Raw genomic sequence first — 23,863 nt, forward strand, 5'->3', positions numbered from 1 at the left:
CAACCTGGTGGGCCCCGGTCGATGCACACACCGCGCCCACTCGAGGCGGGCATCGCCCCCCAGGAGCTCAACAAGTACAACCCGATCATCAAGTTCTACTACCGGGAGAACCTCAACCCCGACGAGGCCGACGTCGTCCTCGCTGGCCCACCGTGCCAGCGTTCCCGATGCTCCGTCGCCAGGGGTGACGCCTCCGTGGTGCAGAAGATCGTCAAGAGGAAGAAGGTTCATCACCTCAGCGCGAGCGGTACGCGTGTGGGTGGGGGGCGGTACGCTCACGCACACGACGCCCCGACCACATCCCCCTGCTGGTCGGGGCTCGTCGCGTCTGGGCTCAGCGACGTTCGACAGCGTCGGCCCAGAGCCACGCCCACCCCTCCCGCCCTTCGCGGGAGAGGTAGCGCACGTGGACCTGGCGGCCCGCCCACGCGACGGCCTCGCCGTCGACGCGCGCCTCGCCGCTCTGGCGCTGCGTGATCCACGCGCGCACCGGGATGCCCTCGGACGGGCGCACTACCGCCACGCCACGCCGTGCGAGCTCGGGCGCCTCCTCGGCGTGGTCACGCATCGGGACCGTCTCGATACCGGACGGCCAGCCGCCGGGAGGCGGACGTCGACGAGTTCCCACGACACAATCCTATTCGAACACCAGTTCGAACCACGGCGTAGCCTGGAGGGGTGACAGCGACCGCGCTCGACCCGCTCGAGGTGGCTCGCGCGACCCTGCGTCGCGCCGAGCTGCGTACGGGCGTGCGCGCGTCGACGCCGGGCGTCGTTGACCTCGACGACGTCCCGCGGCCGCTCGGCGCGATCCTCGACGACGGGCGTCTGCCCCGCGGCGCGGCCAGCGTTGTGACGGGCTCGACGTCGCTCCTGCTCGCGCTACTCGCGACGTCGCAGGGCACCTCGGACTGGCTCGCTGTACTGGGGGCGCCTGCCCTCGGGATGCTCGCGGCCGCGGATGCCGGCGTCGCGCTCGAGCGCGTCGCGCTCGTGCCGCGCGCCGGGGACGATCCTGCCGGCGTCGTCGCCGCCCTGCTCGACGGCATGACGTACGTCGTCGTTGGGTCCGACGCTCGGCTCACGGCATCCGAGCGCCGACGGCTGCTCGCCCGGGCGCGCGAGCGCGGGTCCGGGCTGGTCGCCGTGAGCACGTGGGAGCACGCCGCAGTGCGCCTCGACGTCGTCGCGCACCGGTGGACCGGCACCGATGCCGGCGACGGCTACCTCCGGAGGTGCGAGCTCGACGTCGTCCGCACGGCCCGCGGCGTCACGGACCGGTGGACCCTCACGCTCCCGACACCGGGCGGCCTCCTGGTCGACCCCATCGAGGGGAGTGCCCGGCTGGCGACGTCGACGCGGCGCGGGCCGCTGCGCCTGGTCGGGTGAGGCGTGGGATCGTGTCGTGCGTGGAAGCGATCCGCGTATCCCATCCGGAACGGTGGTGGTTTGCCCGAGCGGAGGATCTCCCGTGGCTCGTCAACCCTGACGGCTGGAACGAGCGGCCTCGCTGGGCAGATCGCGACACCCGCCACTGGGCTGAAATTGCTCCGATCGTCGACGGCCTCGCCCGCGCGTTGAGCGCGGGGGCTTACGACGTCGAGGGAGGGAACGCGGTCCTGCGCGTCGAGCTCTCTACGCTCGAGGAGACCGATCGCAAGATCGTGCGCTCGTGGTTCCAGCCGTGGCAGGCGCCGTCGGCCGACCCCTGGTCGACGACCATGTCCGACGGCCGGCACCGCTGTTGGAACTCATGGCACGCCCAGCCCAGCGCCCTCCTTCCGCTTTCCTCTGCGCTGTTCGAACACACGGACCACGTCCACGAGATGCCGGCCGAAACGCTGCGGTACTACCGCGACGACGCCGCCACCGGGCTGGCGACGATGCCGCAAGAGGTCGCGGACCTGGCCCCTCTCTACGTTGCCGAGCTACGCCGTGCGGCGTCGCTCGAGGTGCCGGACGATACCCGCGAAGAGGAGACGCGCGCGGCGAGCAGTCCCGGTCGCGTCCTCCCGAACAGCCCCGCTGTGGAGTCCCTGGCGAAGCGCATTGCGGACATTCTCGCGCGGCGCACCGTCGTCGACGCTGACGACTTGCGGTCGCCACGAGACCGAGACTGTGCGGCCACGAATCACCAACGGCACCAACGCGAAGACCCTTCGGGCCCCGCGGGCCGCGAACGGCCGTAGCGACCCCACCGCGACAAGTCAGCGATCGAGCACGACCCCGCGCTCGTCTCGCTGTTCTGTGTGCCGTTCGGGCCGAGGTGGCTGCACGCCTTGACCCGGCGACGAGGGCGATTGCGTCTGATAGCCCTTCTTCTCACGGAGCCCTTCAAGGCGAGCGACCGTCGCCTCCAGTTGTTCCGCCAGAGCTTCTCGGCCAGCCCGACCGGGAGGGTCGAGGTGTCGTCCTGATCGAGTCGTGGCGAGCTCGGTGATTGCGCCGCTCAGCGTGGGGTGAGTCTCTGCCGTGACGCGCTCCCAAACAGGCACCGCGAGGCGAACGCCCGATCGAGGATCGCGGCTCAGTCGCTTCTCCCGACTCGTGAAGTAGAGCCCTTCGTCGCGCCCGCGGCGCAGGACGGCGGCCATGCGCGCGTCCGTCCTGTCAGAGAGCACAGCGACCGACGCCCACTGCTTCTGAGTCTCTGGCGCCTCACCGGACGCGAGACGGGTGAGCACAGCTTCGTAGTCTGCGACCGCGGGGCCGCCGCCGCCTGCGCGCCCGTCGATGTTCTGCGTCGAGTCGATGAGCCGGCGGTATAGGGATGCACGTTCGCGGAAGTGCTGACCGAGCGCCGGGTCGTCGTGCTCGGTGTGTTCGGCGAGCTCGTGGGACAGCGCGTGGTTCACGAGCATGAGCTCGTGCATGTTCCGGGCGCTGGGCATCGTGTGCTCGAGGCGCGTGGTCGCGTTCCAGAGCGCCATGATCGTGCCCTGCGCCCCGGGCGGGTAGGGCGTGGGATAGAGCGCGGCCCCGGGCTGACGCCCGGTCCAGTCGACGGCATGGTCGAGGTTGTGGCCTGCCAGGAAGCGGGCGCAGTCGTCGATCCTTTGCCGGGCGGACCCTGGCCCGGAATCCCTGATGCTGGCGATCGTCCGGGGCCAGTTCGGTACGTTGCGGTACCGAAAATCGAGGTAGGCGATCGCGCGCATGGCGTCTGTCGCATCCTTGAGGACAGCCAGCTTCTCTGCCGCGCCCTGGTGCGGCAGGTCCCCGAGCTCAACCTCCTGACCTTTCCACGCGGCCACGGCGGCGCGGCGCCATGCGTCGACGATGGAGGACTCGTGAGGAGTGTCCAGCTCGAGCGAGGTAGCGCGGCGGTCGGGAAGGTCGGCCCCGCTGCTCTGCGCGATACGGCGCACGTACGCGTGGAACGCCGCGACCGGGGACCACTCCCGCTCGCGCGGGTACCGCTTCCCCTCGTCGTACCTCTCCCGGACCTCGAGCGGCAGCGCGGCGTACGTCGACGACGTCACCCAGCGAAGGACGACGGCTCGATATCGCTGCATCAGCGCACTCGACGCTTCCTGCTGCCTTCGCGCCGCGTCGTCGACCGCGACGTTCCACTGCCCGCCCTGCTCGCGGTGGTCGAGGCGAGGAAGGGTCTTCTGGAACGTCAGCAGCTCAGCGAGGGCTACGTGCAGGTCCCGGGTGACGTCGCCGTAGGTCACCGGGCGCCCTCGAGCTGCTCCCGCTCCTGAGCCCAGGCCTCTTGAAGATCGGCGACGCACAGCTCGAGCGCGAGCGGGTCGACGTCGAACGTTGCCAGCGCGCGCGTTGCCTGCACCGCCGCGTCTACGAGGGCGCGGCGATCAGTCATCGTCACAGGCTGAGCCGGCGGGAAGCCGGTCCCGCCGTGCAGATCGTCGAGGGCGAGACGTACCCGCCCGTAGTCCAGGAGTGCCCGGCCCGGTGGGGCGGTGCGCACGAGCTCGACGATCAACGATCGTGCGTCCTGGTAGGCGGTGAAGTGCTCCTCGGTCAGCCCCATCGTGGCCCCCTGTCGGTCGCGGCTGGAAGACGGCCCTCCAACCTTGCCACGGCATCATCCAGCGAGCCCAGAGCCGCCACCGGGCGCTTCGCGTACGCGTGTGGACAACGGCGCCAGATCGGGGCCTGTAGACAGATCGAGGGGGCCACCGCCTGGGTGGCCCCCTCGTCGCTCATCCCGCCGCGCTCCGTTTCCGGTGGCGCTGACGATGCGTTGTCACGCGTTCCCGCACCCGTTCAAGGGCGTCGTGGTAGTAGACCCTCTCGAAGGCGCCCGCCTCGTCGCTGTACGCGAATGCGTGCGCCCGACGCAGCGCGTCGAGCTCGGCGACGACCGCCGGCACGTCCCGCCACGCCGGGCCGAGCGTCTCGGACCACAGGAAGTCGTCGCACAGGTGGCGCACGTACTCATCGAGGTCGGCCTCGTCGTCCCCGCCCTCCCCCGAACTTGCGGCCGCAACGCGCTGCCCCGTCTCGAGCGCGTGAATCCGGTCCTCGTGCTCGGAGATCGTCTCCGCGAACGACAGGAGCGTGGCCTCGTCGATGATGAGCGGGGCCGGATCGGCGCTCACCGGCGAGCCCCCGAACGCACCGGCGCGAACTGCTCATCGAACGCGCGCGCGACGTCACGATCGACCATCGCCCGCAGCGCGGGCACTTCGTACCAGCCGGGGAGGTTTACCCGCATGGGCTTGTGCTGCCCCGTCACGACGATCGCGGTTCCCTTGCCCAGCCGTCGCAGGTACGACGGCGGTGCGAGCCTCTCGTCGACGTAGTGCGAGGACGTCGACACCTCGCCCCGGGCGCCGCGGGAGACGGTCTTTCGGCGGACCTTGTGGTCACCGATCGACTCGCTCAGCGCCTTGAGAGTCTCCTCGTCGGAGATGCCCGGGAGGTAGACGTGCGCGGTGTGGTTGGACTTGACCGTGCGGGCCGCGTCGCGACCGTAGATGCGGACGAGCTGCCCTTCGTCCTGCCACACGCTCACCGTGATGACCCCCTCGTTCGCACCCTTCGACGTCACCTTGTCTAGCCGGCGCAGCGGCGCGATGTTCGCGGCCTCGTCGAGCATCAGAAGCAGGGGCGGGTCGAGCGGCAGCCCGGTCTTCGCCGCGCGCTGTTCCACCTCGCGCAGAACCGCGTTCACCAGCGTCTCGAAGACCGGCGCGAACAGGGCTTGATCGGCCTCCGGGGCGACGAGGTACAGCGTGCCGCCGTCGAGCAAGGTCCGGTGGTCCAGCGTTCCCGGGTCGCCGGGGACCGCGGCGAGGGCGTCGCGCACGTCCGGGTGGCCGAACGCCTCGAGCACGACCTCGGCCGTGCCGTACACCGAGCTTTTCGTCTTCTCGTGGCGCAGCGTCGAGGCCTGCCACGCCGCGATGGCGTCCTCGTCGCCGAGCGTCTCGAGCAGGCCCGCGACCGTTTCCTCGTCGGCGTAGTCGACCCAGCGCACCACATCGGCCATGTGCTTCCCGTGGCGCGCGGCCGCGAACAGCATGGGGGCGAGGAGCTTTCGTCCCAGCGAGTCCCAGAACTTCTGGTCCTCGAGTCCTCGCGACTCGACCTTGCTCGACTCCGACAGCCACGCGGCCGCCTTGAGCGCGTCGCCGTACGTCTGGATGCTCGCGAGCGGCGACCACCGCGTGCTCTGCTCCCCCGTGGACCCCGCCGGGTCGAACAGGTGCACCGGGCCCTCCTTCGCGCGCTTGCTCACCGTCAGCTTGTAGGCATCGCTCTTCACCGAGGCGACGAGCGCCGGTCCCTCGTGGCGCAGGACCGCAGGAACGACGAAGCGCGGCGTCTTTCCCGCGCCCGTCGGGGCCATGACCATGACTGAACGGCGCGGCGGGTTGGCCAGGGTCGACTTTCCCATCTCGCCGAGGATCACCCGGGCACGAGCCGGTCCGTCGACGACCAGGTCGGCCACGTCCTTCGGCGTGGCCCAGGCATGCGAGAAGGCCCGCTCGCGGTCCTGCTGGGCGTGCTCGCTGCGGCCGCCGCTGCGCAGCCCAGAGACGACCGCGACCAGCACGACAAGCCCGATTACGACCGCGAATGCGACACCCGCTCCGGCGGGAAGATCGACTCCGAACATGCCTCCCCCTCTCAGACCGTGGCCGGGATCGGATCGACCGGTGCGACGTCGACGACGTCGAGCACATCCTCGAGCTCGTCGGACTGCGCCGACGCGGCGAACAGCTCGCCGCCTTGCTCCTGGCCGAGCATCGCGGCGTCGGTGTCGGTGATCCATTCCTCGAGCGGCGTACGCACCCCGTTCACCAACTTGGGCGGCTCGGTGCCGATCTTGGCGATGTGCACACCCTGGTCGAGCAGGGCCAGGTGCGGGCGGACCCAGGCGGGGAAGTTGAAGAGGTTGATGACCGCCTCAGCGTCGGTGCTCTTGTCTTGCCGGAAGACGTGGATGATTTCCGCCTCGCGAATCATGCTCATCATGTCCGAGTCGACCGGGACGTCGCTGATGTGGTGGAACACGGTCACCACCGACAGGCCGATCCCGCGGCCGCGCTTCGCGAGCGCGCGGAACACGGCGGCGACCGAGGGCAGACGCGCTGCGTGGTAGCCCTCCTCGATGATGATGAGGCGCTGCCCCACCGTCATGGACCACACCGAGGCGAGGTAGCTCGCCATGATCGCCATGACCAGCGAGAGCGCCGGCGACTCCTCAGGCAGTCGTGACGTGTCGACCACGATGAGCGGTGCGGACAGGTCGAGGGGCTTGCCGTCCGGGCCCTGCGTCTCGCCGTCGATGAGGCCGGAGAGGTCGCCCTCGAGGTAGCGCTCGAGGTCTTGTGCGAGCCGGCGGCCCCACTCGAACACGTCGCGGACGGTGACCCACCCGCTCGCGCTCAGGTGCTCGCGCGGGATCGCGGACTCGTCAGGCTCATAGAGCGCGTCGACGACGTCGCGCAGGACGGCAACGCGACCAGCCGCCGCCGCCTCGCGCAGCGCCTTGCGATGCGCCGCGCGGAGAGCGGCCCGCTCGTCGGAGCTGAGGGCGCCGTGGGCCTGCGTGGCGACCATCTCGAGCAGCTCGTCCTGTCCGACGACGTCCTCGCCTTCGGAGTCCTGGTAGGAGGTCGTCGAGATACGCGGGTCGAGGATGTTGACCGTGCACCCGCCGCGCCGGGAGAACGGGAGGACCGTCCCGCCGCACACCTGCGCGGCGCGGTGGTACTCCCCCTTGCCCTGCTGCACCTTGCGGTCGAAGACGACGACCTGCCGACCGAGCGCGATCGCGCGCACCACGTACTGCAGCTTGGTCAGCGTGCTCTTCCCCATGGCGACGCCGCCAAGAATCACTACGTTCGGCGAGCCGATGCGCCGCTGCGCGTACAGCTCGTGGGGGTCGCACGTCTCGGGCTGGCCGGTCTGGACGTTCACCCCGAGGAGCGGGCCCGACAGCGGCGGGTGCGTCGCGACGAGCGCCGTGTTCAGCGCTTCGGCCTGACGGGTCGAGGTGAACGGCGCCGGCACGGCGACGTCGTACCAGCCGAAGCGGTCCCACAACCGGCGGCGTCGGGCTGGTGCGCGGAACACCGCGGCGGCGCGCTTGTCGGTGGCGACGGTGCTCTTGGACTTCCGAATCGACTTCACTTTCCGATCCCCCTTGCGAACGGCAGCGTCAGGACGTGTGCGTGGTGGTGGCGCGTGTCGTGCCACTTCACGTGGGTGATGCCGCCATCCTGGGCGGCGGACTCGAGGACCTCGCGAGTGGTGAGGAGGTCGTCGTGTGTGGGCGCCGAAACCGTCACGCGCACGGCGGTCTCGACGCCGGCGGCGTCCTCGTGCAGAAGGTCGCTGAGAATCGTCTGCGGGACCGAGGCCTGCGCCTCCTTCTCTCCCGTCGAGACGACGCCGGCCTTCGCGTCCTTGATGATCGCGGCCTTGTCGAGCGTGAGCGCCGCGGCGGCGCGCGCGCGGGCCTCGGGCTTCGCCACGAGCCGGAACTGCGTGGTCACGGTCCGGATGATCGGCGGCGTCACGTCCGTGACGAGGCACTCCATCCACCGCACGCCGACGTCGGACAGGGGCAGGCCGTCGCGCGGAATCGTCGCCGTCGCGTGCCACCAGGTGGAACCGTCGGGACCGTAGACCTCGAAGCCTGCGCGGTGCGCGGGTCCCTCGGCGTTGTAGGCCACGAACCCGTCGCGTGCTCCACCGAGCTCGGCGAGGTTGTCCATCGAGAGCGAGGGCACGTACAGGTGCCGCAGGAGCGCGCCGAGGCGCCGCGGCCCCAGACCCGCGCGGACCGTGAGTCCGGCGCGGGCCGCCGCACGCGAGACCTCACCGGTGACCTCAAACGCGGTCTCAGCGACGTTCTCCGGCGTCACAGGGACCCCGCGTCGCGCGGTCTTGGCCGACAGCCCTGCGTACGACATGCGGACCGTGATCCACGACCGGTACGACTCGCCCGACCAGGCCGCCTGCGCGGCGAGCGTAGTCATCGAGTCGCGCAGCTCGGGGCTCAGGCCGGGGCGCAGGCGATCGGTGATCCACTGCTCATAGTCGGCGGACTCGACCGGCATGACGCGCGTGGAGAAGTCGACCTGCTCCACGGGAAGGTCGGGTCGCGCCAGACGCGAGAGGAGCCGTCCGAACCGTGCGCTGGCCGCGTTCGTCTGCGCAATCTCGCGCATGCCCTCTCCGCCGCCGACGACCTCGAGCACGGTCGTCAGGCAGTCCAGGCCGTGACCGACGACGCTGAGCTCGGGACCGTCCTCGGTCGCGGCGACGCCCATGAAGCGGACCGAGCCGAGCTCGAGCGGCACGGGTCGTGTCGCGTAGCCGGCATCGGGCTCGAAGACGTCGGTGCCCTGGCGGCGCGCGACGCGCCACCGCAGCTCCTCCCCGAGAGTCCCGGTCCAGGACTCACCGACAGCGGTCTGCCGGCGCAGCGCCCACCAGACGACGCCGGCGACGATCACCAGCCCCAGCAGCACCCACGGCGACTGCGTCACCACGAGCGCCACCAGACCGAAAATGACGATGGCGCCGAGGAGGAGCGTTCGGATCACCCCGAACGCTCCGAAGAGGCCCCGGTTGCGGCTCTCGCCGCCGATGTTGCAGACGCGCTCGTCGACGTCGTGGACCGTGGTCACTTCTGCTCACCCCCGTCTCGCACGTGTCGCCCGCGCTCGAGCGACTCCTTGAGTTGGCTCTGCGTGCCCTTGATGGCTCCCTCGGCGGGACCAGCGACGGCCCCCGTCGCACCGCCGATCGCGGCACCCGCAGCCATGCCCTTCGGCCCAGCCGCCTTGCCCATCTGCGCGCCTGTCTGGGCGCCCTTCATCGGGCCGTCCTTCGCTCCCACCGCGGCGCCGGCGCCGGCCGTGCTGTCGACCGCGCCGCCGCCCGGGCTGTACGAGAACGGAGCACCCTGCTCGCCCCGCTTGCTCTTCTGGTTCTTCTGCGACGTCGCCGCGGCACCGAGGCCGCCACCCTGTCCGCCAGGACCCGCGGCGGCAGTCATGGCACCCGCGGGAACCGCTCCGCGGCCCGCGCCGGCGCCGGACCCGGCGCCCGACCCGGCGGTGCTGCCGCCACGAGCGCCACCGAGCTTCTGCATCCCGTGAGCAAGCTTCTGTCCGACCCCGACGGCACCGTGGTTCACGCTCCGCGTCGCCGATCCCAAGTCGTCTCCGGTCGAAGACCCGACCACCATCGAGGTCACGATCCCGACCAGCACGGGTAGCGCGACGACCGCGAGCGTCCCGATCCCGATGAGGAGTACCCCACGGAAGGCGTCCGTCGGGCTCGAGGCGTCGAGCGCTCCACCGACCATGCCCCACAGCACCCAGAAGCCGAAGAAGATGATGGGCGGGACGAGGAGCAGGGACGCGAGTACAGCGCCCGCGATGCTCGCGAGCCTCCGGAACCGCGGGTGGATCGCCAGCGCGAGAAGCACCGGGCCGAGCAGCAGGACCAGGTACAGCCCGTACGAGGCGATCACCATTTCGACCGTCGCCGTGAAGGCCGCGAAGTAGGCGATGGCGCCGAGCACGAGCAGCGACATTGAGCCGCCGATCATGACCGCCTCAGGGTCGTTCGTCTTGGCGAGGACGTCCACGAACCACTGGACCGCCTCAGCTGCGTCCGCCGTCGACTGGCCTCCGAAGATGGCGGCTAGCCGGTACGTGAGCTGCGTCAAGAACCAGACGAGCATCGGCAGGAGCGCGACGGCCGGCATGAAGAACACGGCCCGCACGCCCGACTCGCGGAGCGACGCGACGACCTCAGGTCGACGACGAGCGTCTCCGGCCGCTCCAAGCCGCGTGGCCACTCCGATTAGGACGAATGCCCCAACGATGAGCCCGAGCGCCCACATGATCGCGTACCGGCCGAGGAACCACTCCGCGGTCAGGTCTGGCCGGCTCAGGTTCAAGAGGAGGGATTGCATCCCGTCGAGCATCTTCGCGGCTGCGACAGCGGTTCCGACCGCCCACTCCTGCATCAGGTTCTTCGCCGTGAACCCCTCGAAGAGAGCGCCGACGAGACCTCCGGCGTCGACCATGCCGCCGGGGTTGGTCGGGTCGACGACGCTCCCGACGCCCTTGCAGGCCGTCTGCGCGACCCCCTCGGGAAGGAGCTGGCACAGCGTGTCGCTCGCCGGCCCCGCCGGAAGCGCCGCCGGAGCCGGTGACGCGGTCGACGCGCCGCCGATGCCCAGCACCGCGGCGGCGACGAGGACCGCGACCATGAGGTTCCGCTTGAGCGCGTTCACAGTTCACCAATCCCGATCGTCGGGTCGAACGTGTCGGTCGCGTCGGCCGGGACGACCCATCCGTCACCGAGCAGGCGCGCGCGCTCCGTGAGGGACACGTTGACCGCCCGCGGCTGGTCGGGGGCGGGCGGTGTGTGCGTCGGGTAGGTGGTCTCGGCGATCTGCCAGTCGGTCCCGCTCCACCGCATCGTCGTCGTGGCCTCGGACCACCGGACCTGAACCGCCGATCCGTCGTCCGCCGAGCCGACCCCGTTGAGGCACGGCGCCCAGGTCGTGACCACGACCTCGCTCGGGTCCGTGCTCGCGTCGACGTCGTCGACCCGGTACGCGCCGTACTGGTAGAGGCACTCGGCGAACGCACGGCGCGACGCGTCGATCGTCCCGTCGGCACGCAAGCCGAGGCCGTCGGGCGTCACGTTCAGTTCGTCTTGGACGGCGGCCGCGACCTCGTCCGTGAGCACCCCGTTCTCGCGTGCGGCGGGCGTGTAGATCGTCTCTGCGATCTGGGTCCGCTTCTCGGGGGTCACGAACAGCGCCGTCCCGGCAGCGTTCGCGTAGGTCAGCGCGGCCGACACCGCGCCGTCCGTGGTGCGCGGATATCCGCTCGGGATGCCCGCGACCACGGTCGTCGCCCCCGCCCCGACGGCCGCCTCGCCGTAGGGCAGCTCGACGACGGGAGGGGCGGAGGTAGCGACGTCCTCGGCGGGGGTCTGCTCGCGGTCACGCTCGCCGCGCACGCTGAGTGCGCCGACGACCGTTGCGACGAGGAGAACGCCGATCAGGACGCCGAAGACCCACCGCGCTGCCTTGCCCCGGTCGCGGGGGCCGCGCGGCCCCCGAGGCTCAGCTGCTGCGCGTGCGGGGCCGGTGCTGGCCGCCGTCGGTCGCGGCGCCGTCTCATCTTCGTAGCGGACAGGCATGGTGCCCCCTGCCTTTCGTCTCGGTGTGAAGGTCGGTCAGATGCCCGTCAGGACAGCCCAGATCACGGGCAGCGCGGCGAGGGCGATGATCCCGACAGCCGGCCAGAAGAGGCCGCTCTTGGCGTCCTCGTACACGTCGGGCACGTTCGCGCGGCGCGCCTTGCCCATGCGCACGAGCGACTCGATCAGGAAGAAGCCGAGCACCACGAACCCGAGCGCCCACGCGGCGGCGAGGAGAACGCCGACCGGCTCCGACAGGATCGGGGCGAACGGGCCGAAGTTCGGGGTGATGTTGTTCCAGATGTCCACGATTTGCTCCCTGCTTGGATGGTTGAAGATTCCTGATGTGCGGCCGAGCTGGTGCGCGGCCGACTCGCGAAGGCCTGCGTCAGAAGGCGGTGAGCACCGCCCAGAGGACCGCTCCACCTGCGAGGAGAACGACGGCGCCGACGCCGGCCGCGATCGCTCGCTTCCGGCCTTCCTCGTACGTGGCGGCGTAGTTCCCCTTGGCGCCCGCGCGCATTCGGAAGAGCGCGAGCGTCAGGTAGACGAGGGCAACGAACAGGGCGACCGCCCACACCGCGACCAGCGCGTAGGAAGCCCCGTTCAGCGTGGGGCCGACTGCGCCCGTGGGGTTGGGGAGCACGGAAGCAAGGCCCGTGCCGATCATCGCGAGCGCTCCTCGACGGTCTCGGCGGCACGGATGGTCTGCACTCGGCGGCCCTGCGGAACCGCCGCGACCGTCAGCGCGCGGATGACGTCCGCGGCGAGCAGCGTGAGCGCCTCTCGAGCGTGCGGATTGACCTGGTCGAGCGTGATTTCCCCGCGCCCGGCGATGTGCGCGTCGTAGGGCAGACGGTGGAACGTGCGCACGCCCGCGGCCTCGAGCTCGGCGCGCACTGCCTCCTCCATTGCCGCCGTCTGCGGGCGCCCGTCGTCCATGACGACAGCGATCGCGGTCTGCGCGAGGCGGCGCCCGGACTCGGTCGTGCGCAGCTCCTCGAGCATCCCGAGCGCGTCCAGCGTGCTGTCCCCCGCGAGCATGACCGGGATCACCAGGACGTCCGCCGTGTCGGCCGCGCCCTTGAACGCGCCCGAGGACGGGACGTTGCCCGAGTCCATGACGCGGACCTCGAAATACTCGTCGAGCTTGGCCGCGACCGACACGACGGCGTCGTACGTCAGCTGAGGGCGCGGGCGGTCCACGGCAGTCCCGATCACAGAGGCAAAGCTCGTCTGCGGCGCGGTGTACCCCACCACCTGGCCGCGCGTCGTGAGCTGGTCGACGTCGCGCACGAACTCACCGAGCCCCAGCGCGGGAGTGCCCTCGGCGCGCAGGCCGAGCGTGCCCGGGTCGTCGGACACCTCGACGATCCCGACCCCTCCTCCACGAATCGCGGAGATGATCCCGCCCAGCGTGATCGAGAGCGGAGTCTTGCCCGTGCCGCCCTTCTTGTTGCCCACGAGAATCGCCACAGCCCGCGTCCACGTCGCCTGACGCACCACGCGCTCCGCGTCCAGGAGCAGCGCTCTACGTGCCGCCGCCTCCTCGCGCGCCACGCGCTCAGCGGCGCCCGGCGCGATGGGAAGCCCCGTGCGCGCCAGCGCACCGCGCCAACCCCGCTGAGCGCGAAGCGCAGTCGGAGCGGGCGCGGTCGACGACGCCGAGGTCGCCGCCTCCATCAGACGCCGCGCCGGCGCCGGCGCGGGAGCCGGCGGCACCGGCCCCGCGTCCGGGTGGGCTTCGGCGGAGGCCGGAACCGTCGCCGGCGGCGGAGGCAGGACCACCGGGCCAGCGTTCGCAGGCACGACCTGACGCCTGACCACGTCGTCCTCGAGCTCGTCGACGACGGGTGGCTCAGCAGGTACCGCTTCCACGGTTGGGGCGTTTCGTCGCACTCCCCCCGCCAGCACCTCAAAGCCGACAGGCTGCTCGTCCGTCATGTTTCCCCCTCGTATGGGTCCGAGACCGGGCATTCTGGTGACCTGTCACGCATCAACGAGCTTCGAGCGATTGGATCACGGTATGGCCCGGATCGTGTTCAACTTTCATCATTCGTCATCTATCATACTCGTATGTATCGGCGGTGGGAAGTGGTGAAGCGGCGCGTTGACGAGCTCTTCGAAGGCCTGCCCAAGCACCTGTCCGTCGAGCAGCTCGCCGACGTCCTCGGGGTGACCCGCAACACGGCCTACCGCTACCTCAAGGGCGGGCAGATACCCGCCTACCGGGTCGGTACGTCGTGGGTGATCCTCCGGGACGAGGTGAAGGACCTCCTGGTCCGGAGCCGGGTGGGCCCTGACGAGTGATCTAGCGAGGGGGGGCAAGATGGCGGCCGTAGGAACGTCGACGAGGGGGCAGTCGTGCACAGGGCGGTAGGGGGCAGCCTGGTCGTGGGTGCGCTACTCGTCGGCGCCATCGTCGCCCCCGTCGCGCTGAGCGGAGACGATGCCGTCGCGGCGCCGCCGAGCGGAGGCTCCGGACTCCTCAACGTCGAGGCCGTGCCGGAGCCGTTCCGCGATGCCCTCCAAGCGGCGTCCACGCGGTGCGAGGGAATCAGCGGACCCGTGCTCGCCGCGCAGATCGAGGCCGAGTCGAACTGGAACCCGGCCGCGACCTCGCCTGCCGGCGCGCGCGGCATCGCGCAATTCATGCCCGGCACGTGGGAGACCTGGGGGAAGGACTACTCCGGCGACGGGCGCGCGGACGTGCTCGATCCGGTCGACGCGATCGGATCGCAGGCCGACTACATGTGCCACCTCCACGAGTGGGTGGGCGCCCGGCTCGAGTCTCGTGCGATCAGCGGCGACCACCTGCAGCTCACACTCGCCGCCTACAACGCCGGGCCGGGAAACGTCGAGCGTGCGGGCGGCATCCCGTCGTTCATCGAGACGCAGCGATACGTGAAGCGCATCCTGGCGACGATCCCGAAGTACAGCGGCGCCCCGGTGGGCGGCGTTGACGCCGGCGGTGGCCCGCCGGTCTCCTCCGACGGCACTTATCGCGAGGCCATCAAGGGATCGGGCCGGCTCGATCCGTCGAACCTCTGCCAGATTCCGTGGGCGCGTGCCGGCGAGGTGCTGCGCTGTGATGCTGCGCAGGCGCTCGAGCGGCTCAACGACGCGTACCGCGCACAGTTCGGCGCCGACCTCGGCATCACCGACGCATATCGTGATTTCGCCTCTCAGGTTGCCCTCTACGCCACCAAGCCTGCCCTCGCGGCCAAGCCGGGGTACTCAAACCACGGCTGGGGCCTCGCGGTCGACCTCGCCGGCATCGGCTCCGAGGGATCGACCCGGCACGCCTGGCTCCGCGCGAACGCTCCGGCGTACGGATGGCAGCACCCGTCATGGGCACGGATCGGCGGATCGCGTCCCGAGTCGTGGCATTGGGAGTTCGTCGGGACCGGCTCATGAGGAGGATAGGCACGATGAAGACAGCCCCCGCCGCCCTCGCGGCGTCGCTCACCCTCGCCCTCGTCGTCGCGGGCTGCGCGCCCGCGGTCGAGCCGAGCCCCGGCGAGGCCCCCTCCCCGGTCAGCACGCCGAGCAAGGCGCCGTCGACAGACGCTCCGACTGAGGCTGAGGACGCTCCGACGGCCCCCGAGGAAGCCGTGCTTGTCCACCCCGGCGCGGACGAGGTGGCCGACCAGGTCGCCGCCGTCATGTGGGCGAGTGACACCCGGACCGACAACAACGCCTCCGCGGCCGCGGGTCGCGCGGCGGAATGGCTCACGCCACAGCTCGCACAGACGGCTACGCAGGCAGTCCCCACCGGGGCCGACTGGCTCGAGCTCGTCGAGCACGAGGGGACGCTCGTCCCTGAGGTCGTCGACGTCGACGAGGGCATGGACGCGCCCCAGGACACCGAGAGCTCCGCCGTGCGCACCCGACTCGTCACCCTGACCCCGACCGGCCGCGACGGGTGGGTCGGAGAGCCCCGAATCCTCGTCGCCACCCTCACCCTCGTCCGCGAGACGCAGGACGCGCCGTGGCTCGTCGAGGCTCTCACCGTCGACGAGTCCTTCAACGGCACGCCCGACGATCCCCAGGACTTCGGCTGAGCCAAGCCCGCCAGGGCCGCCGTTTCGCTATGCACGAGTCAACCTACCGAACATGTAACGATAGGTTATGAGTAGCCAAGGGGGCAGGCGGCTCGGACTCATCCGGCAGGATGAAGCCCATGCCGCGACTGACGAGACCCCCAGGGATGCCTAGGGAGGTCGAGGTCGCCATTGAACTCATCGGCAACCGGGCGCGCGCAGAGGTGCTGCGCGCCCTCGCACTCCACGACACGCTCACGATCGCGGAGCTCGCAGAGCTCCTTGACGCGACGCGCCCCGCGGTCCACGGACACCTCAAGGCGCTCGAGGCTCAAGGGCTCGTCGACGCAGACATACCAGCAGAGCGACGCCAAGGGCGCCGGGTGCACTGGCGAGCCAACCGCTCCGAGGTCGAGAAGGTGGGTACCGCGTTCGGCGACTACATCGCCGGCCGCTGACCTGTGGTTATCGGGCCTGCGAAACTCATTCGGGAAAGTTCGCGACACACCGGGTCCACAGGCGAGCAGTGAGTACACGGCATGGTTGGGTGCTCGCATGGGTAAGCGAGGACCGAAGCCCCAGGGGCCACGAGAGCGGATCGAAGCCGCCGTGCCGCCGCGTCTCGCTGAGGTGATCGACGCGGCCGCCGCTGAGTCTCCCTACAAGACCCGAAACGACTTCCTCGTCGCGCTCTTCGCCGACGCCTTCAACCAGCCTGACCTCAAGCCCAAGCCGACCCGGCCGGAGGTGCTCGACATTCCTGCATAACCGCAGATAGCAGAGCGGCCCGCCCCCCGAAGGGGGCGGGCCGAGTATCAGAAGCTCATCACCCGAGTTTGGCGACTGGGAGGTGATGGGCCCCGATCGACGCACCCTCGGTGCGTCCCTGTCTGGAGACCATCATAGGCACCGCCGCCCACGTCGCACACCAATTCGGCAGCGACACACCGAACGCTCACGCTCCGAGCGCGCCCGAATCTGGACGTTCGTCCGGGAAGTCCGCGCGCCGTCAGACGCTCGCACAGGAGTGCTCCTGGGCCGACGTCGCGCGCGCGATCACCCGCCGCAAGTACGCCGGCGACGTCGTCCCGGCGGTGCGCGTCGACCAGGTCACCGCGGCCCTGGACGCCTCCCCGCACCCTCGCCTGCGCCGGATGCGCGCCGACGGGTACGCCACGCTGCGCCAGCTCGCCCTGGTGCTCGCGTGGTCCGCCGACTGGCAGGTGCAGCGCGAGCGGAAGGGGCAGATGCTCGTGAGCGTCCCCCAGCGCGTCCTGGCCGAGCGGTGCGGGCGCTCCGAGCGCACGATCCGCCGGCACCTGCGCGTGCTCGAGGAGGTCGGCCTGCTCGCAACGGTGCGCGAGGGCACGACGGACGAGTTCCGGCCGAGCGTGCTCGAGGACGAGGGCAACGTCGTCCCCGTCTATCTGCTCCTGCTGCCCGTCAGCGTCCTCGCGGACGTCCCCGGGTGTGAACGCCTGGCCGCCGAGCTCGCAGGCGCTCAGAACGCCACAGACGAGCTCGACGAGGACCCGACACCGGCCCCCTCCCCCGCCCCGGAGCGCACGAACGGCGAGCCCCGCCGTCTTTCCCTTGTGGACATAGATGTCCGCCCGCCGTTCACTCCCCTTGGGAGTGAACGGCACCCCCCGCACGCGCGCGAGACCGCGACCCAGACTGAGCCGCTGCGCGGCCCTGAACCCCATGGCGGCGCTACGCGCCGCGGCCTCCGGGCTGCCGATCGGCACCTTGAGGCCGTGGCCGGGACCGCGACGGGCAGCCCGGAGGAACCGAGGTCCGACTTTTCGCAGGTCAACGCACCCATCGAGCGGCGCTGGCACGCCCACGAGACCCCGCAGACCAAGCCTGAGCGCCTGGCGGCCGCCGACGAGCTGCGCTGGCGCCTGCCCGTTCTGCGGCGCATCAGCGCCGCCCACGTCCGCCACGTCGCCCGAGAGTTCTTCCTTGCCGGCTGGACCGTGCTCGACGTCCACCACGCCATCGACTACCGACCCGACGGCACCCCGGTCCCCCACAGCGGCGACCTCGGCGTGATCCGTCCCGCCGACTGGCTCGCCCACCGCCTCGCCGCCTGGCGCGACGAGACCGGCACCGTGACCCGCTCCCGCTCCCAGCGACTCGCGCTCGAGCGCGCCGAGCAGCGCGCCCGCACGAAGGCCCGCCAGGAGGCAGCGGCCGCGGACGCCGCGCGTCGCGCCGACGTCGACGAGACCCTCGCCGAGGTCGCCGCCAAGCGGACGATCCGCGAGACGATCGCGGCCGCGCGGCCTCCGCGTCGGGTAGTCGGCCCTCCCCCGGACACTCGCCCTGCACTCTTGCGCTGAGGCGCCGGAAGACTGACCGGTGACACACGCGAGTCACAGTTGCATCGGTTGAATAGGTCACATAGTCTGACTACATGAACGAGCCGCAATCGCCGAAGGTGATGGCCCCGGAGCAGGCCGCCTGGGTTCGCGAGGTCGTGTGGCATCCCCACCACCGCAAGACGTGGTCGGAGGTGCCGGCGCTCTACTCCATGTGCGCGTGCCAGCTGGGGCCCTGCGGCCACTGCGTACGCGGCGCCCATGGGTCGTGCTCCGGACGCTCCGTCGTGCGCCCGGCCGCCTACCTCACCACTCGCCGAGGGTCCGCGCTCACGCCGGTCTGGGAGCTTGGGCACCACCACGTCTGGCGGTGCTCCTGCTCCGTGAGCCACCTCGACGGCGCATCGGGAGCCGGGTGGCACATGCCGACGCTCTGGTGACCAGAGCCATAGGTCTAATAGACCACCTATCCACACGAGGTAGGGGAGGAGGGATAGAACGCCGAGGTTCCATAGGTCCACTAGCCCGGCCAGCGCGGAGACACAGCCGCCCTCGCTAGTCGCATGGCATAGGACCACCAGGAGCCATAGGTCTGATAGTTCCGCTAGGACAACTAGCAGCCATAGCAAGACTCGTCAGCAATCCCGGTTACCACACAACGGAGGATCACATGCGCTACCTGCCTACCGCCGAGGACGTCGCCAACATCTGCGACGCGGACCGCTACGCCACCGGTGACGTCGTCGCTCGTGAGGACGTGACGGTGGCCGAGCTCATGGAGGCCGGGCGCGTGCTCGACGCCGCCTGAGCCCACCCGCCCAACGACAGAGCGGCCCCCTGGCGTCTAGCGCCGGGGGGCCGCTCCTGTCAGCGGCCCGGTTACCACGCCAGGCCACAGGGGCACCCTAGCGCGGGAGAGTGAGCGAGGCTGACCACCAAAACCAGGTGCCATAGAACGAATATGCGTGGACCTGGGCGAACCCCGGCCTACGCTGAGGTTGACCACGTTGACCACATCGAGAGCAGGACGGACGCATGACGACGTACACCGTGGCGCTACCAAAGGGCGGGGTGGGGAAGAGCACCACCGCCGCCGAGCTCGCGCGCGAGCTGGGCAGGCGCGGCCGCCGCGTGCTCGCCATCGACCTTGACCAGCAGGGCAATTTCACGACGCGACTCGGCGTCGGCCGCGAGACCGAGGTCGAGTACGTCGCCGCCGACGTCCTGCGAGGTGACGCAGCACCGGAGGACGCGGCCGTACCGTCCGCCTACGCCGGCGTCGACGTCCTCGCGGGCACGCATGACCTCATCGACGTCGAGCAGGCCCCGCCGGCCGACCTCGTAACGAGCTTGCGCGACTACCTGCCGAGGATGGGGAAGTGGGACGACGTGGTCGTGGACACCCCGCCGTCCGTCGGCGGACTCACAGAAGCCGGTCTCGCGGCCGCGGACGTCGTCGTTGTGCCCGTCGAGTCCGCAGTTGAGGCGTACGACCAGATCCACCGCCTCGAGCGAGTGATCGAGGGGCGCATCGGGCGCCGAGTGCGCCCCGGCCTGCAGATCGACTGGCTCGTGCCGACGATGCACGACAGCCGGCGCCTCCTCGATAGGGAAGTCGTCGAGCAGCTCGAGAAGCGCTACCCGGGAAAGGTCACGTCGCCGGTGAGCGAGGCGGTTGCGGTGAAGGACGCGTACACGGCGAAGATGCCCGTGACTGAGTACGCGCCCACGTCGAAGGTCGCGGCGGACTATGCGGCGGTCACAAGGACGATCCTCGGAGGCGCGTCGTGACCCCGCCGAAGCGTCGACGTCTCGGCGACCGTGACGAGGACGCGATCCTCGGCGTGATCGACGAGCCGAGGAGCGACCCGCAGCCCGAGACGCGCACGACGACGCGCAACGCTCCGGCCCCGGCGGCGCCCGCTGAGGCCAAGCCGGCGCCCGTGCGAGCTGCGCCGCCGGTGTCGAGCTCGAGAACCGACAGGAGCGCGACGAAGGCACCACCAGCAGGGCAGCGTCGCCTCGGCACGTACTGGCAGAAGGCAACGTTCGACCAGGCGCGGAGCGCTTACGTCGTGGACCTAGACCAGCTCGATGACCCGCCGGTCGGGTTCGCCCGGTGGCTCGAGCGAGCGATCCGGGCGCACTCGGCCCGGACGCCAGCCGAGCGCGCGGCGATCGCCGAGACGCTGGGGGAGGAGGACCGCTCCGGAGTCGGAGTGCAGCGGAACGTCCCGCTCTTCGAGTCGACCATCACCGACGCAGAGTCGGCGGTGTCCGCCGACCGTCGCGCCGGACGCGTGCACTCGCTCTCGCAGTTCGTCACGGAGGCGGCACGCCGCGCCATCCGTGACGCAGAGCGCCGCATCGGTGGTCCACTGCCGCCTCCACCGGCCCGGCTCCCGACCCGCCCCACTCGCTAGACGCGGCTCACGACTCACGGCCCGGACCGAGCGCTTCGCTCGGTCCGGGCCGTCCTTGCGTCACGTCGACCAACGAGTCCGAGGACGCACCGCCCGACTCAAGACATAGGTTCACTAGGTCGGCTAGAATGAATAGGTCAGCACGTATACCGGTTACCACCGCCTCAGAAGGGGACCACTCATGGACCACGACCCCACTTCGGGTCGGGCGCGGATCGCCCGGACGCTCACTCGATTCAGGAAGCGCACCACGGCCGGAGCAGCGGCGCAGGACGGCCCTACGGTCCGGTACCCGCGCTGGCCGGTCGCGCTGCTGGCCGGATCAGCCTTCGTCGCGATCTGGGGAGGCTGGGTCGAGCTCGGGCGCATGTCCGGGTTCGGGCCAGTGAACCTGCTCCCCGGGATCGCAGACCTCGAGGTCGACCTCTCCATCACACTGCCGCTCGGAATGGAGGTCTACGCGGCATTCGCGCTCGGCGCCTGGCTGACGTCTCGCCCGATTCCCGAGGGGGCACGCAACTTCGCCCGGTGGTCTGCGATCCTCTCGCTCATCGTGGGCGCCGGCGGCCAGATCGCCTACCACCTGCTCGCCGCTGCCGGCGTCGACGAGGCGCCCTGGCAGGTCGTCGTCGTGGTCGCATGCATCCCCGTCGCGGTCCTCGGTCTGGCCTCCGCCCTGCTGCACCAGCTCGGCAAGGGGGAGGAGGGCGCGGGCCGCGCCGTCGGCCCCACGAACCAAGGTGCCGCGACGACCGAACCCCACACGCTCGCGCACTGGCAGGAAGCCGACCCGGGCGAGGTCGCCCCGCACAGCGGGTCTACGTCGCACTTCGTCACCCGCGATTCCGGAACGGACCACAGCAGCGAAGCCGACCCAGACGGCCCAGCCGAACCGGACCACGCGAACCACGCCCGCTCGGCCTGGACCACGCCGGACGAGCGCACCGCCGAAGTGATCCGGCTTTGGGCCACTGAGGGTGAGCCTGCCGGGCGTCGAATCTCGCACCAGGAGATCGCGGATCGCGTGGGCACCTCCAAGTCGACGGTGACCCGGACCCTGAACCGTCACCTCGCGTCGGTCTCGGCGCGTGCGGCGCGCGTGCGCGAGGATGAGCCGACCACGACCCAGACCCCGCTTGCCGCGGCGGCACGAGAGGACTGACTCGGACCATGAGTGATCCCGGCGGGGCGTGGTACTACCCAGAGGTGCCGAGCGTGCCGCGGCGCGAACGCGTGGACCTCGGCCCCGCCGGGTCGCTCAAGGCTGCTCGACCGATGCTGCGTGCGGCCCGCCGCTCGCACCGCCTCCGCTTCCATCGCGACCCGCGAGCGATCGGTGCAACTCTGCTGGTCCTAGTTGCTCTTGCACTGGCAGTGCTCACCTCTGTCGCTGTCGGGCGCCAGAGCCCGGGAGGCGTCATGGTCTGGGGAGCGGGCGCGGCGGCGGCCGCGTCCGCAGCCGTGCTGCTCCTGATGCGCCGGTACGGCGGGACGCCCGCCGAGGAGTTCCTCGACCGCACGATCCACCACGAGACGCGTCTCGCCACGCAGCTCGAGCAGCTCACGGCCTACGGCTGGACCGTGCTCGCGGACCGGCTCGTGCCCGGGGGAGAGGCTCGCGTTCCGTTCGTCCTCGTCGGCCCCGCGGGCGTCGTGATCGTCACGCCGGCGCCCGCCGCCGGGCCATGGAAGACGGCGCACGACGAGGTCTTTCTCGAGGGACGGCCGCTGGGCACCTGGGTGCAGACGCGATGGTGGGAGGCGACGACGGTCAACGACGCGATCGGAGCAGCTGCGCAGGACATGGTCTTCACCGGACCTACGTACCCCGTGATTGCGGTTCCCTCCGCGCCGTCCGGCGCAGACATTCCCAACCACCCACGACTCATCAATGCGATTCCGGTAATCCCATACCGCCACATCATCCAAGGGATTCTCGACTTGCCGGCACCGCTGCCGCGCGAGGCTGCTGCAAACCTGGCCGTCGTTGCCGGCCAGGTTTGCGTCCCTGCCGGAGTCAAGCAGTCGCAGGAATAGGCGCAAATTACAAGTTCATAAACGCGCATTGCGCATTGCGTTTAGGTACTGTCGGTTCTACAATAGAACTATTCCTGATGACGACTTGAAGGGGGCGGCCAAAATGGCTGGGAAGGCGACGGTTCAGGTTTACAGCAAGCCCGCGTGCGTGCAGTGTGACGCAACATACCGTGCGCTCGATAAGAAGGGCATTGAGTACGTTACCGTCGACGTCACTCGCGACGCCGCTGCACTTGCTTTCATCCGCGACGAGCTCGGGTACTTGCAGGTCCCGGTCGTCGTGGCGGGGGAGGAGCATTGGTCGGGCTTTCGACCTGATCGCCTGGCCGCGGTCGTGCGCGACGTCGCGGCGTAGCTCACCACAAGGTCCCCTGGTCGCGGTCAACGTCCCGAAGGCCGGCCGACGTCGCATCCACGACGCTCGCGCCGGCCTTCGCCGCGTCGCGCACCGCTCGCGCCCGACCCGCCGCGCCTCGACGATCCCGGAGCGGACTACCGATCGTCTCGCGGCGCGCGACCCATTCGGCGCGGTTGAGCGCCGCGGACGACGCGCGGAGGTGCGACGGGTTTTGGCATAGCGGGTTGTCGCATCGGTGCGCGACCACAGGGGGAAGCTCGAGCGACCCAGCCCTCACGTGAGCGAGTGCGAACGCGAACCGGTGGGCGATGACAACGCGTCCCTCGCCCAGCCAGAAGCGACCGTGCCCCCGGCCGGAGATTGCCCCTAGCCACAGCCAGCACTCCGCCGAGCCAGCAGTGCGGACGAAGCTCCGATACCGACCTACGACGCTCGGCGTCGTCGCGGCGGTGGCGAGGTGGACGTCGACGAGGGACGGCATGTCACCCCTCGACGCCCGCGAGGTCGTGCCTAACACCGTCAGCCGGTGACCCCTCGCCGAAACTCTCGCCGACCGGTGCGGACGTCGGGAGAGGGGGAGCGTTGTCGCTGTCGGAAAGGGTGCGCAGTCGGCGGACCTCGCGCGGCTCGACCTCGAGAAGTTCGGACACCCGAGATGCGCTCTCGCCGAGGCTCACGAGCCGGGCGACGGCGCGCGCGCGCTCGGCGTCGATCGCGTCGAGCTGCGCAAGAAGCGCGCCTCGTTTGTCGTCTGCCACGAAGAACTCTTCCGCGGCTTCCTCCACGGCGCGATCACGGGCCGCTCGCTCCCGGTCCAGCCGCAGTCTTGCCGCCCGTGCTCGCTCGCGTGCTTGAACCCTGCTCGACGTCCTCGCCATTCCAGAACCCCCTACCGTTCGACCGTTCGTCTTCGGCACATGCTACCCGCCCACCCTCCTCGCATGCAGCCCAGCCGAATCGGACACACCTCTTGCACTTCAGTGTGAGGTCGAGCGAGACTGGTCCCGTGACGATCCGTCA

Annotated in this window: 28 protein-coding genes; 15 read left to right on the forward strand and 13 right to left on the reverse strand. The window is 70.5% G+C overall.

All coding sequences use genetic code 11. The annotated features are described in order from the left end of the window. Positions 1-334: 334 nt before the first annotated feature. Positions 335-568 (reverse strand): hypothetical protein, encoded by a 234-nt coding sequence (locus tag ACTJIY_RS20100; protein WP_155099691.1) that lies wholly within the window; start codon positions 566-568, stop codon positions 335-337. Positions 569-678: 110 nt separating this feature from the next. Between ACTJIY_RS20100 and ACTJIY_RS20105 the strand changes: the two genes are divergently transcribed. Next, positions 679-1,389 carry a hypothetical protein gene (locus ACTJIY_RS20105; RefSeq protein ID WP_440675286.1) on the forward strand — a complete coding sequence of 237 codons (711 nt, stop codon included), beginning with the start codon at positions 679-681 and terminating at the stop codon, positions 1,387-1,389. A gap of 20 nt (positions 1,390-1,409) precedes the next feature. Further along, the gene (locus tag ACTJIY_RS20110) at positions 1,410-2,189 is read left to right on the forward strand and encodes a hypothetical protein (RefSeq protein ID WP_440675287.1); all 780 of its coding nucleotides are present in this window, start codon (positions 1,410-1,412) and stop codon (positions 2,187-2,189) included. A gap of 18 nt (positions 2,190-2,207) precedes the next feature. Here ACTJIY_RS20110 and ACTJIY_RS20115 read toward each other — a convergent pair whose 3' ends face one another. The 11 genes from ACTJIY_RS20115 to ACTJIY_RS20165 all read right to left on the reverse strand — a co-directional run bounded on the left by ACTJIY_RS20115 (position 2,208) and on the right by ACTJIY_RS20165 (position 13,602). Further along, on the reverse strand, positions 2,208-3,677 hold the full coding sequence (locus ACTJIY_RS20115) for a hypothetical protein (protein WP_440675288.1): 1,470 nt from the start codon (positions 3,675-3,677) through the stop codon (positions 2,208-2,210). Then, on the reverse strand, positions 3,674-3,997 hold the full coding sequence (locus tag ACTJIY_RS20120; protein WP_155099694.1) for a hypothetical protein: 324 nt from the start codon (positions 3,995-3,997) through the stop codon (positions 3,674-3,676). Before ACTJIY_RS20120 ends, ACTJIY_RS20115 begins: the two co-directional genes overlap by 4 nt. Positions 3,998-4,169: 172 nt before the next feature. Then, the gene (locus ACTJIY_RS20125; protein ID WP_155099695.1) at positions 4,170-4,568 is read right to left on the reverse strand and encodes a hypothetical protein; all 399 of its coding nucleotides are present in this window, start codon (positions 4,566-4,568) and stop codon (positions 4,170-4,172) included. Beyond that, the gene (locus ACTJIY_RS20130) at positions 4,565-6,091 is read right to left on the reverse strand and encodes a type IV secretory system conjugative DNA transfer family protein (protein WP_196217258.1); all 1,527 of its coding nucleotides are present in this window, start codon (positions 6,089-6,091) and stop codon (positions 4,565-4,567) included. The genes ACTJIY_RS20125 and ACTJIY_RS20130 overlap by 4 nt, the downstream gene beginning before the upstream one ends. Before the next feature lie 11 nt (positions 6,092-6,102). Further along, positions 6,103-7,611 (reverse strand): hypothetical protein, encoded by a 1,509-nt coding sequence (locus ACTJIY_RS20135; RefSeq protein WP_440697257.1) that lies wholly within the window; start codon positions 7,609-7,611, stop codon positions 6,103-6,105. Next, positions 7,608-9,116: an SCO6880 family protein gene (locus tag ACTJIY_RS20140; protein WP_155099697.1), complete on the reverse strand. Its 1,509-nt coding sequence runs from the start codon at positions 9,114-9,116 to the stop codon at positions 7,608-7,610. Before ACTJIY_RS20140 ends, ACTJIY_RS20135 begins: the two co-directional genes overlap by 4 nt. Further along, positions 9,113-10,738 (reverse strand): hypothetical protein, encoded by a 1,626-nt coding sequence (locus ACTJIY_RS20145; RefSeq protein WP_440675290.1) that lies wholly within the window; start codon positions 10,736-10,738, stop codon positions 9,113-9,115. Before ACTJIY_RS20145 ends, ACTJIY_RS20140 begins: the two co-directional genes overlap by 4 nt. Next, on the reverse strand, positions 10,735-11,475 hold the full coding sequence (locus tag ACTJIY_RS20150) for a hypothetical protein (RefSeq protein ID WP_155099699.1): 741 nt from the start codon (positions 11,473-11,475) through the stop codon (positions 10,735-10,737). Before ACTJIY_RS20150 ends, ACTJIY_RS20145 begins: the two co-directional genes overlap by 4 nt. A gap of 219 nt (positions 11,476-11,694) precedes the next feature. Further along, the gene (locus ACTJIY_RS20155; protein WP_155099700.1) at positions 11,695-11,967 is read right to left on the reverse strand and encodes a hypothetical protein; all 273 of its coding nucleotides are present in this window, start codon (positions 11,965-11,967) and stop codon (positions 11,695-11,697) included. 79 nt (positions 11,968-12,046) lie between these two features. Continuing rightward, entirely contained in the window at positions 12,047-12,328 is a 282-nt protein-coding gene (locus ACTJIY_RS20160) for a hypothetical protein (protein WP_440675291.1), read from the reverse strand. Continuing rightward, the gene (locus ACTJIY_RS20165; protein ID WP_440675292.1) at positions 12,325-13,602 is read right to left on the reverse strand and encodes a MinD/ParA family ATP-binding protein; all 1,278 of its coding nucleotides are present in this window, start codon (positions 13,600-13,602) and stop codon (positions 12,325-12,327) included. The genes ACTJIY_RS20160 and ACTJIY_RS20165 overlap by 4 nt, the downstream gene beginning before the upstream one ends. A gap of 153 nt (positions 13,603-13,755) precedes the next feature. Between ACTJIY_RS20165 and ACTJIY_RS20170 the strand changes: the two genes are divergently transcribed. The 13 genes from ACTJIY_RS20170 to ACTJIY_RS20230 all read left to right on the forward strand — a co-directional run bounded on the left by ACTJIY_RS20170 (position 13,756) and on the right by ACTJIY_RS20230 (position 22,840). Then, positions 13,756-13,968 carry a helix-turn-helix domain-containing protein gene (locus tag ACTJIY_RS20170; protein ID WP_196217260.1) on the forward strand — a complete coding sequence of 71 codons (213 nt, stop codon included), beginning with the start codon at positions 13,756-13,758 and terminating at the stop codon, positions 13,966-13,968. Positions 13,969-14,052: 84 nt separating this feature from the next. Further along, positions 14,053-15,075, forward strand: a complete 1,023-nt coding sequence (locus tag ACTJIY_RS20175) for a transglycosylase SLT domain-containing protein (protein ID WP_440675293.1) — start codon at positions 14,053-14,055, stop codon at positions 15,073-15,075. 14 nt (positions 15,076-15,089) lie between these two features. Then, entirely contained in the window at positions 15,090-15,722 is a 633-nt protein-coding gene (locus ACTJIY_RS20180) for a hypothetical protein (RefSeq protein WP_440675294.1), read from the forward strand. Between the two features lie 119 nt (positions 15,723-15,841). After that, complete coding sequence (locus tag ACTJIY_RS20185; RefSeq protein ID WP_196217261.1) at positions 15,842-16,159, forward strand: ArsR/SmtB family transcription factor; 318 nt, start codon at positions 15,842-15,844, stop codon at positions 16,157-16,159. Positions 16,160-16,256: 97 nt separating this feature from the next. Continuing rightward, positions 16,257-16,469, forward strand: a complete 213-nt coding sequence (locus tag ACTJIY_RS20190; RefSeq protein WP_155099707.1) for a hypothetical protein — start codon at positions 16,257-16,259, stop codon at positions 16,467-16,469. Between the two features lie 326 nt (positions 16,470-16,795). Then, positions 16,796-18,046 carry a hypothetical protein gene (locus ACTJIY_RS20195; RefSeq protein ID WP_440675295.1) on the forward strand — a complete coding sequence of 417 codons (1,251 nt, stop codon included), beginning with the start codon at positions 16,796-16,798 and terminating at the stop codon, positions 18,044-18,046. A gap of 101 nt (positions 18,047-18,147) precedes the next feature. Further along, a complete protein-coding gene (locus ACTJIY_RS20200) occupies positions 18,148-18,465 on the forward strand; it encodes a DUF6248 family natural product biosynthesis protein (protein ID WP_440675308.1) in 318 nt (105 codons plus the stop codon). A 230-nt stretch (positions 18,466-18,695) separates the two neighbouring features. After that, positions 18,696-18,833 (forward strand): hypothetical protein, encoded by a 138-nt coding sequence (locus tag ACTJIY_RS20205; RefSeq protein WP_155099709.1) that lies wholly within the window; start codon positions 18,696-18,698, stop codon positions 18,831-18,833. 227 nt (positions 18,834-19,060) lie between these two features. Continuing rightward, a complete protein-coding gene (locus ACTJIY_RS20210; RefSeq protein ID WP_440675296.1) occupies positions 19,061-19,816 on the forward strand; it encodes a ParA family protein in 756 nt (251 codons plus the stop codon). Then, positions 19,813-20,448 carry a hypothetical protein gene (locus tag ACTJIY_RS20215; RefSeq protein WP_440675297.1) on the forward strand — a complete coding sequence of 212 codons (636 nt, stop codon included), beginning with the start codon at positions 19,813-19,815 and terminating at the stop codon, positions 20,446-20,448. The genes ACTJIY_RS20210 and ACTJIY_RS20215 overlap by 4 nt, the downstream gene beginning before the upstream one ends. 181 nt (positions 20,449-20,629) lie before the next feature. After that, positions 20,630-21,610 (forward strand): hypothetical protein, encoded by a 981-nt coding sequence (locus ACTJIY_RS20220; protein WP_440675298.1) that lies wholly within the window; start codon positions 20,630-20,632, stop codon positions 21,608-21,610. A gap of 8 nt (positions 21,611-21,618) precedes the next feature. Continuing rightward, positions 21,619-22,485, forward strand: coding sequence for a hypothetical protein (locus tag ACTJIY_RS20225; RefSeq protein WP_440675299.1), 867 nt, complete (start codon positions 21,619-21,621; stop codon positions 22,483-22,485). 103 nt (positions 22,486-22,588) lie between these two features. Beyond that, positions 22,589-22,840 carry a glutaredoxin family protein gene (locus ACTJIY_RS20230; RefSeq protein ID WP_440675300.1) on the forward strand — a complete coding sequence of 84 codons (252 nt, stop codon included), beginning with the start codon at positions 22,589-22,591 and terminating at the stop codon, positions 22,838-22,840. Positions 22,841-23,325: 485 nt separating this feature from the next. On the opposite strand, the gene ACTJIY_RS20235 is transcribed toward ACTJIY_RS20230, so the two are convergent. Then, positions 23,326-23,628, reverse strand: coding sequence for a hypothetical protein (locus ACTJIY_RS20235; protein ID WP_440675301.1), 303 nt, complete (start codon positions 23,626-23,628; stop codon positions 23,326-23,328). Positions 23,629-23,863 lie beyond the last annotated feature (235 nt).

This window comes from Cellulosimicrobium sp. 22598, assembly GCF_052044445.1.
GTDB lineage: Bacteria > Actinomycetota > Actinomycetes > Actinomycetales > Cellulomonadaceae > Cellulosimicrobium > Cellulosimicrobium cellulans_G.

What these genes read in the sequence shown, in the direction of transcription:
- ACTJIY_RS20100 (WP_155099691.1), bottom strand. Translation starts at nt 568, where the DNA reads ATGCGTGACCACGCCGAGGAGGCGCCCGAGCTCGCACGGCGTGGCGTG.
- ACTJIY_RS20120 (WP_155099694.1), bottom strand. Translation starts at nt 3,997, where the DNA reads ATGGGGCTGACCGAGGAGCACTTCACCGCCTACCAGGACGCACGATCG.
- ACTJIY_RS20130 (WP_196217258.1), bottom strand. Translation starts at nt 6,091, where the DNA reads ATGTTCGGAGTCGATCTTCCCGCCGGAGCGGGTGTCGCATTCGCGGTC.
- ACTJIY_RS20160 (WP_440675291.1), bottom strand. Translation starts at nt 12,328, where the DNA reads ATGATCGGCACGGGCCTTGCTTCCGTGCTCCCCAACCCCACGGGCGCA.
- ACTJIY_RS20165 (WP_440675292.1), bottom strand. Translation starts at nt 13,602, where the DNA reads ATGACGGACGAGCAGCCTGTCGGCTTTGAGGTGCTGGCGGGGGGAGTG.
- ACTJIY_RS20180 (WP_440675294.1), top strand. Translation starts at nt 15,090, where the DNA reads ATGAAGACAGCCCCCGCCGCCCTCGCGGCGTCGCTCACCCTCGCCCTC.
- ACTJIY_RS20185 (WP_196217261.1), top strand. Translation starts at nt 15,842, where the DNA reads ATGCCGCGACTGACGAGACCCCCAGGGATGCCTAGGGAGGTCGAGGTC.
- ACTJIY_RS20190 (WP_155099707.1), top strand. Translation starts at nt 16,257, where the DNA reads ATGGGTAAGCGAGGACCGAAGCCCCAGGGGCCACGAGAGCGGATCGAA.
- ACTJIY_RS20200 (WP_440675308.1), top strand. Translation starts at nt 18,148, where the DNA reads ATGGCCCCGGAGCAGGCCGCCTGGGTTCGCGAGGTCGTGTGGCATCCC.
- ACTJIY_RS20205 (WP_155099709.1), top strand. Translation starts at nt 18,696, where the DNA reads ATGCGCTACCTGCCTACCGCCGAGGACGTCGCCAACATCTGCGACGCG.
- ACTJIY_RS20210 (WP_440675296.1), top strand. Translation starts at nt 19,061, where the DNA reads ATGACGACGTACACCGTGGCGCTACCAAAGGGCGGGGTGGGGAAGAGC.
- ACTJIY_RS20220 (WP_440675298.1), top strand. Translation starts at nt 20,630, where the DNA reads ATGGACCACGACCCCACTTCGGGTCGGGCGCGGATCGCCCGGACGCTC.
- ACTJIY_RS20225 (WP_440675299.1), top strand. Translation starts at nt 21,619, where the DNA reads ATGAGTGATCCCGGCGGGGCGTGGTACTACCCAGAGGTGCCGAGCGTG.
- ACTJIY_RS20230 (WP_440675300.1), top strand. Translation starts at nt 22,589, where the DNA reads ATGGCTGGGAAGGCGACGGTTCAGGTTTACAGCAAGCCCGCGTGCGTG.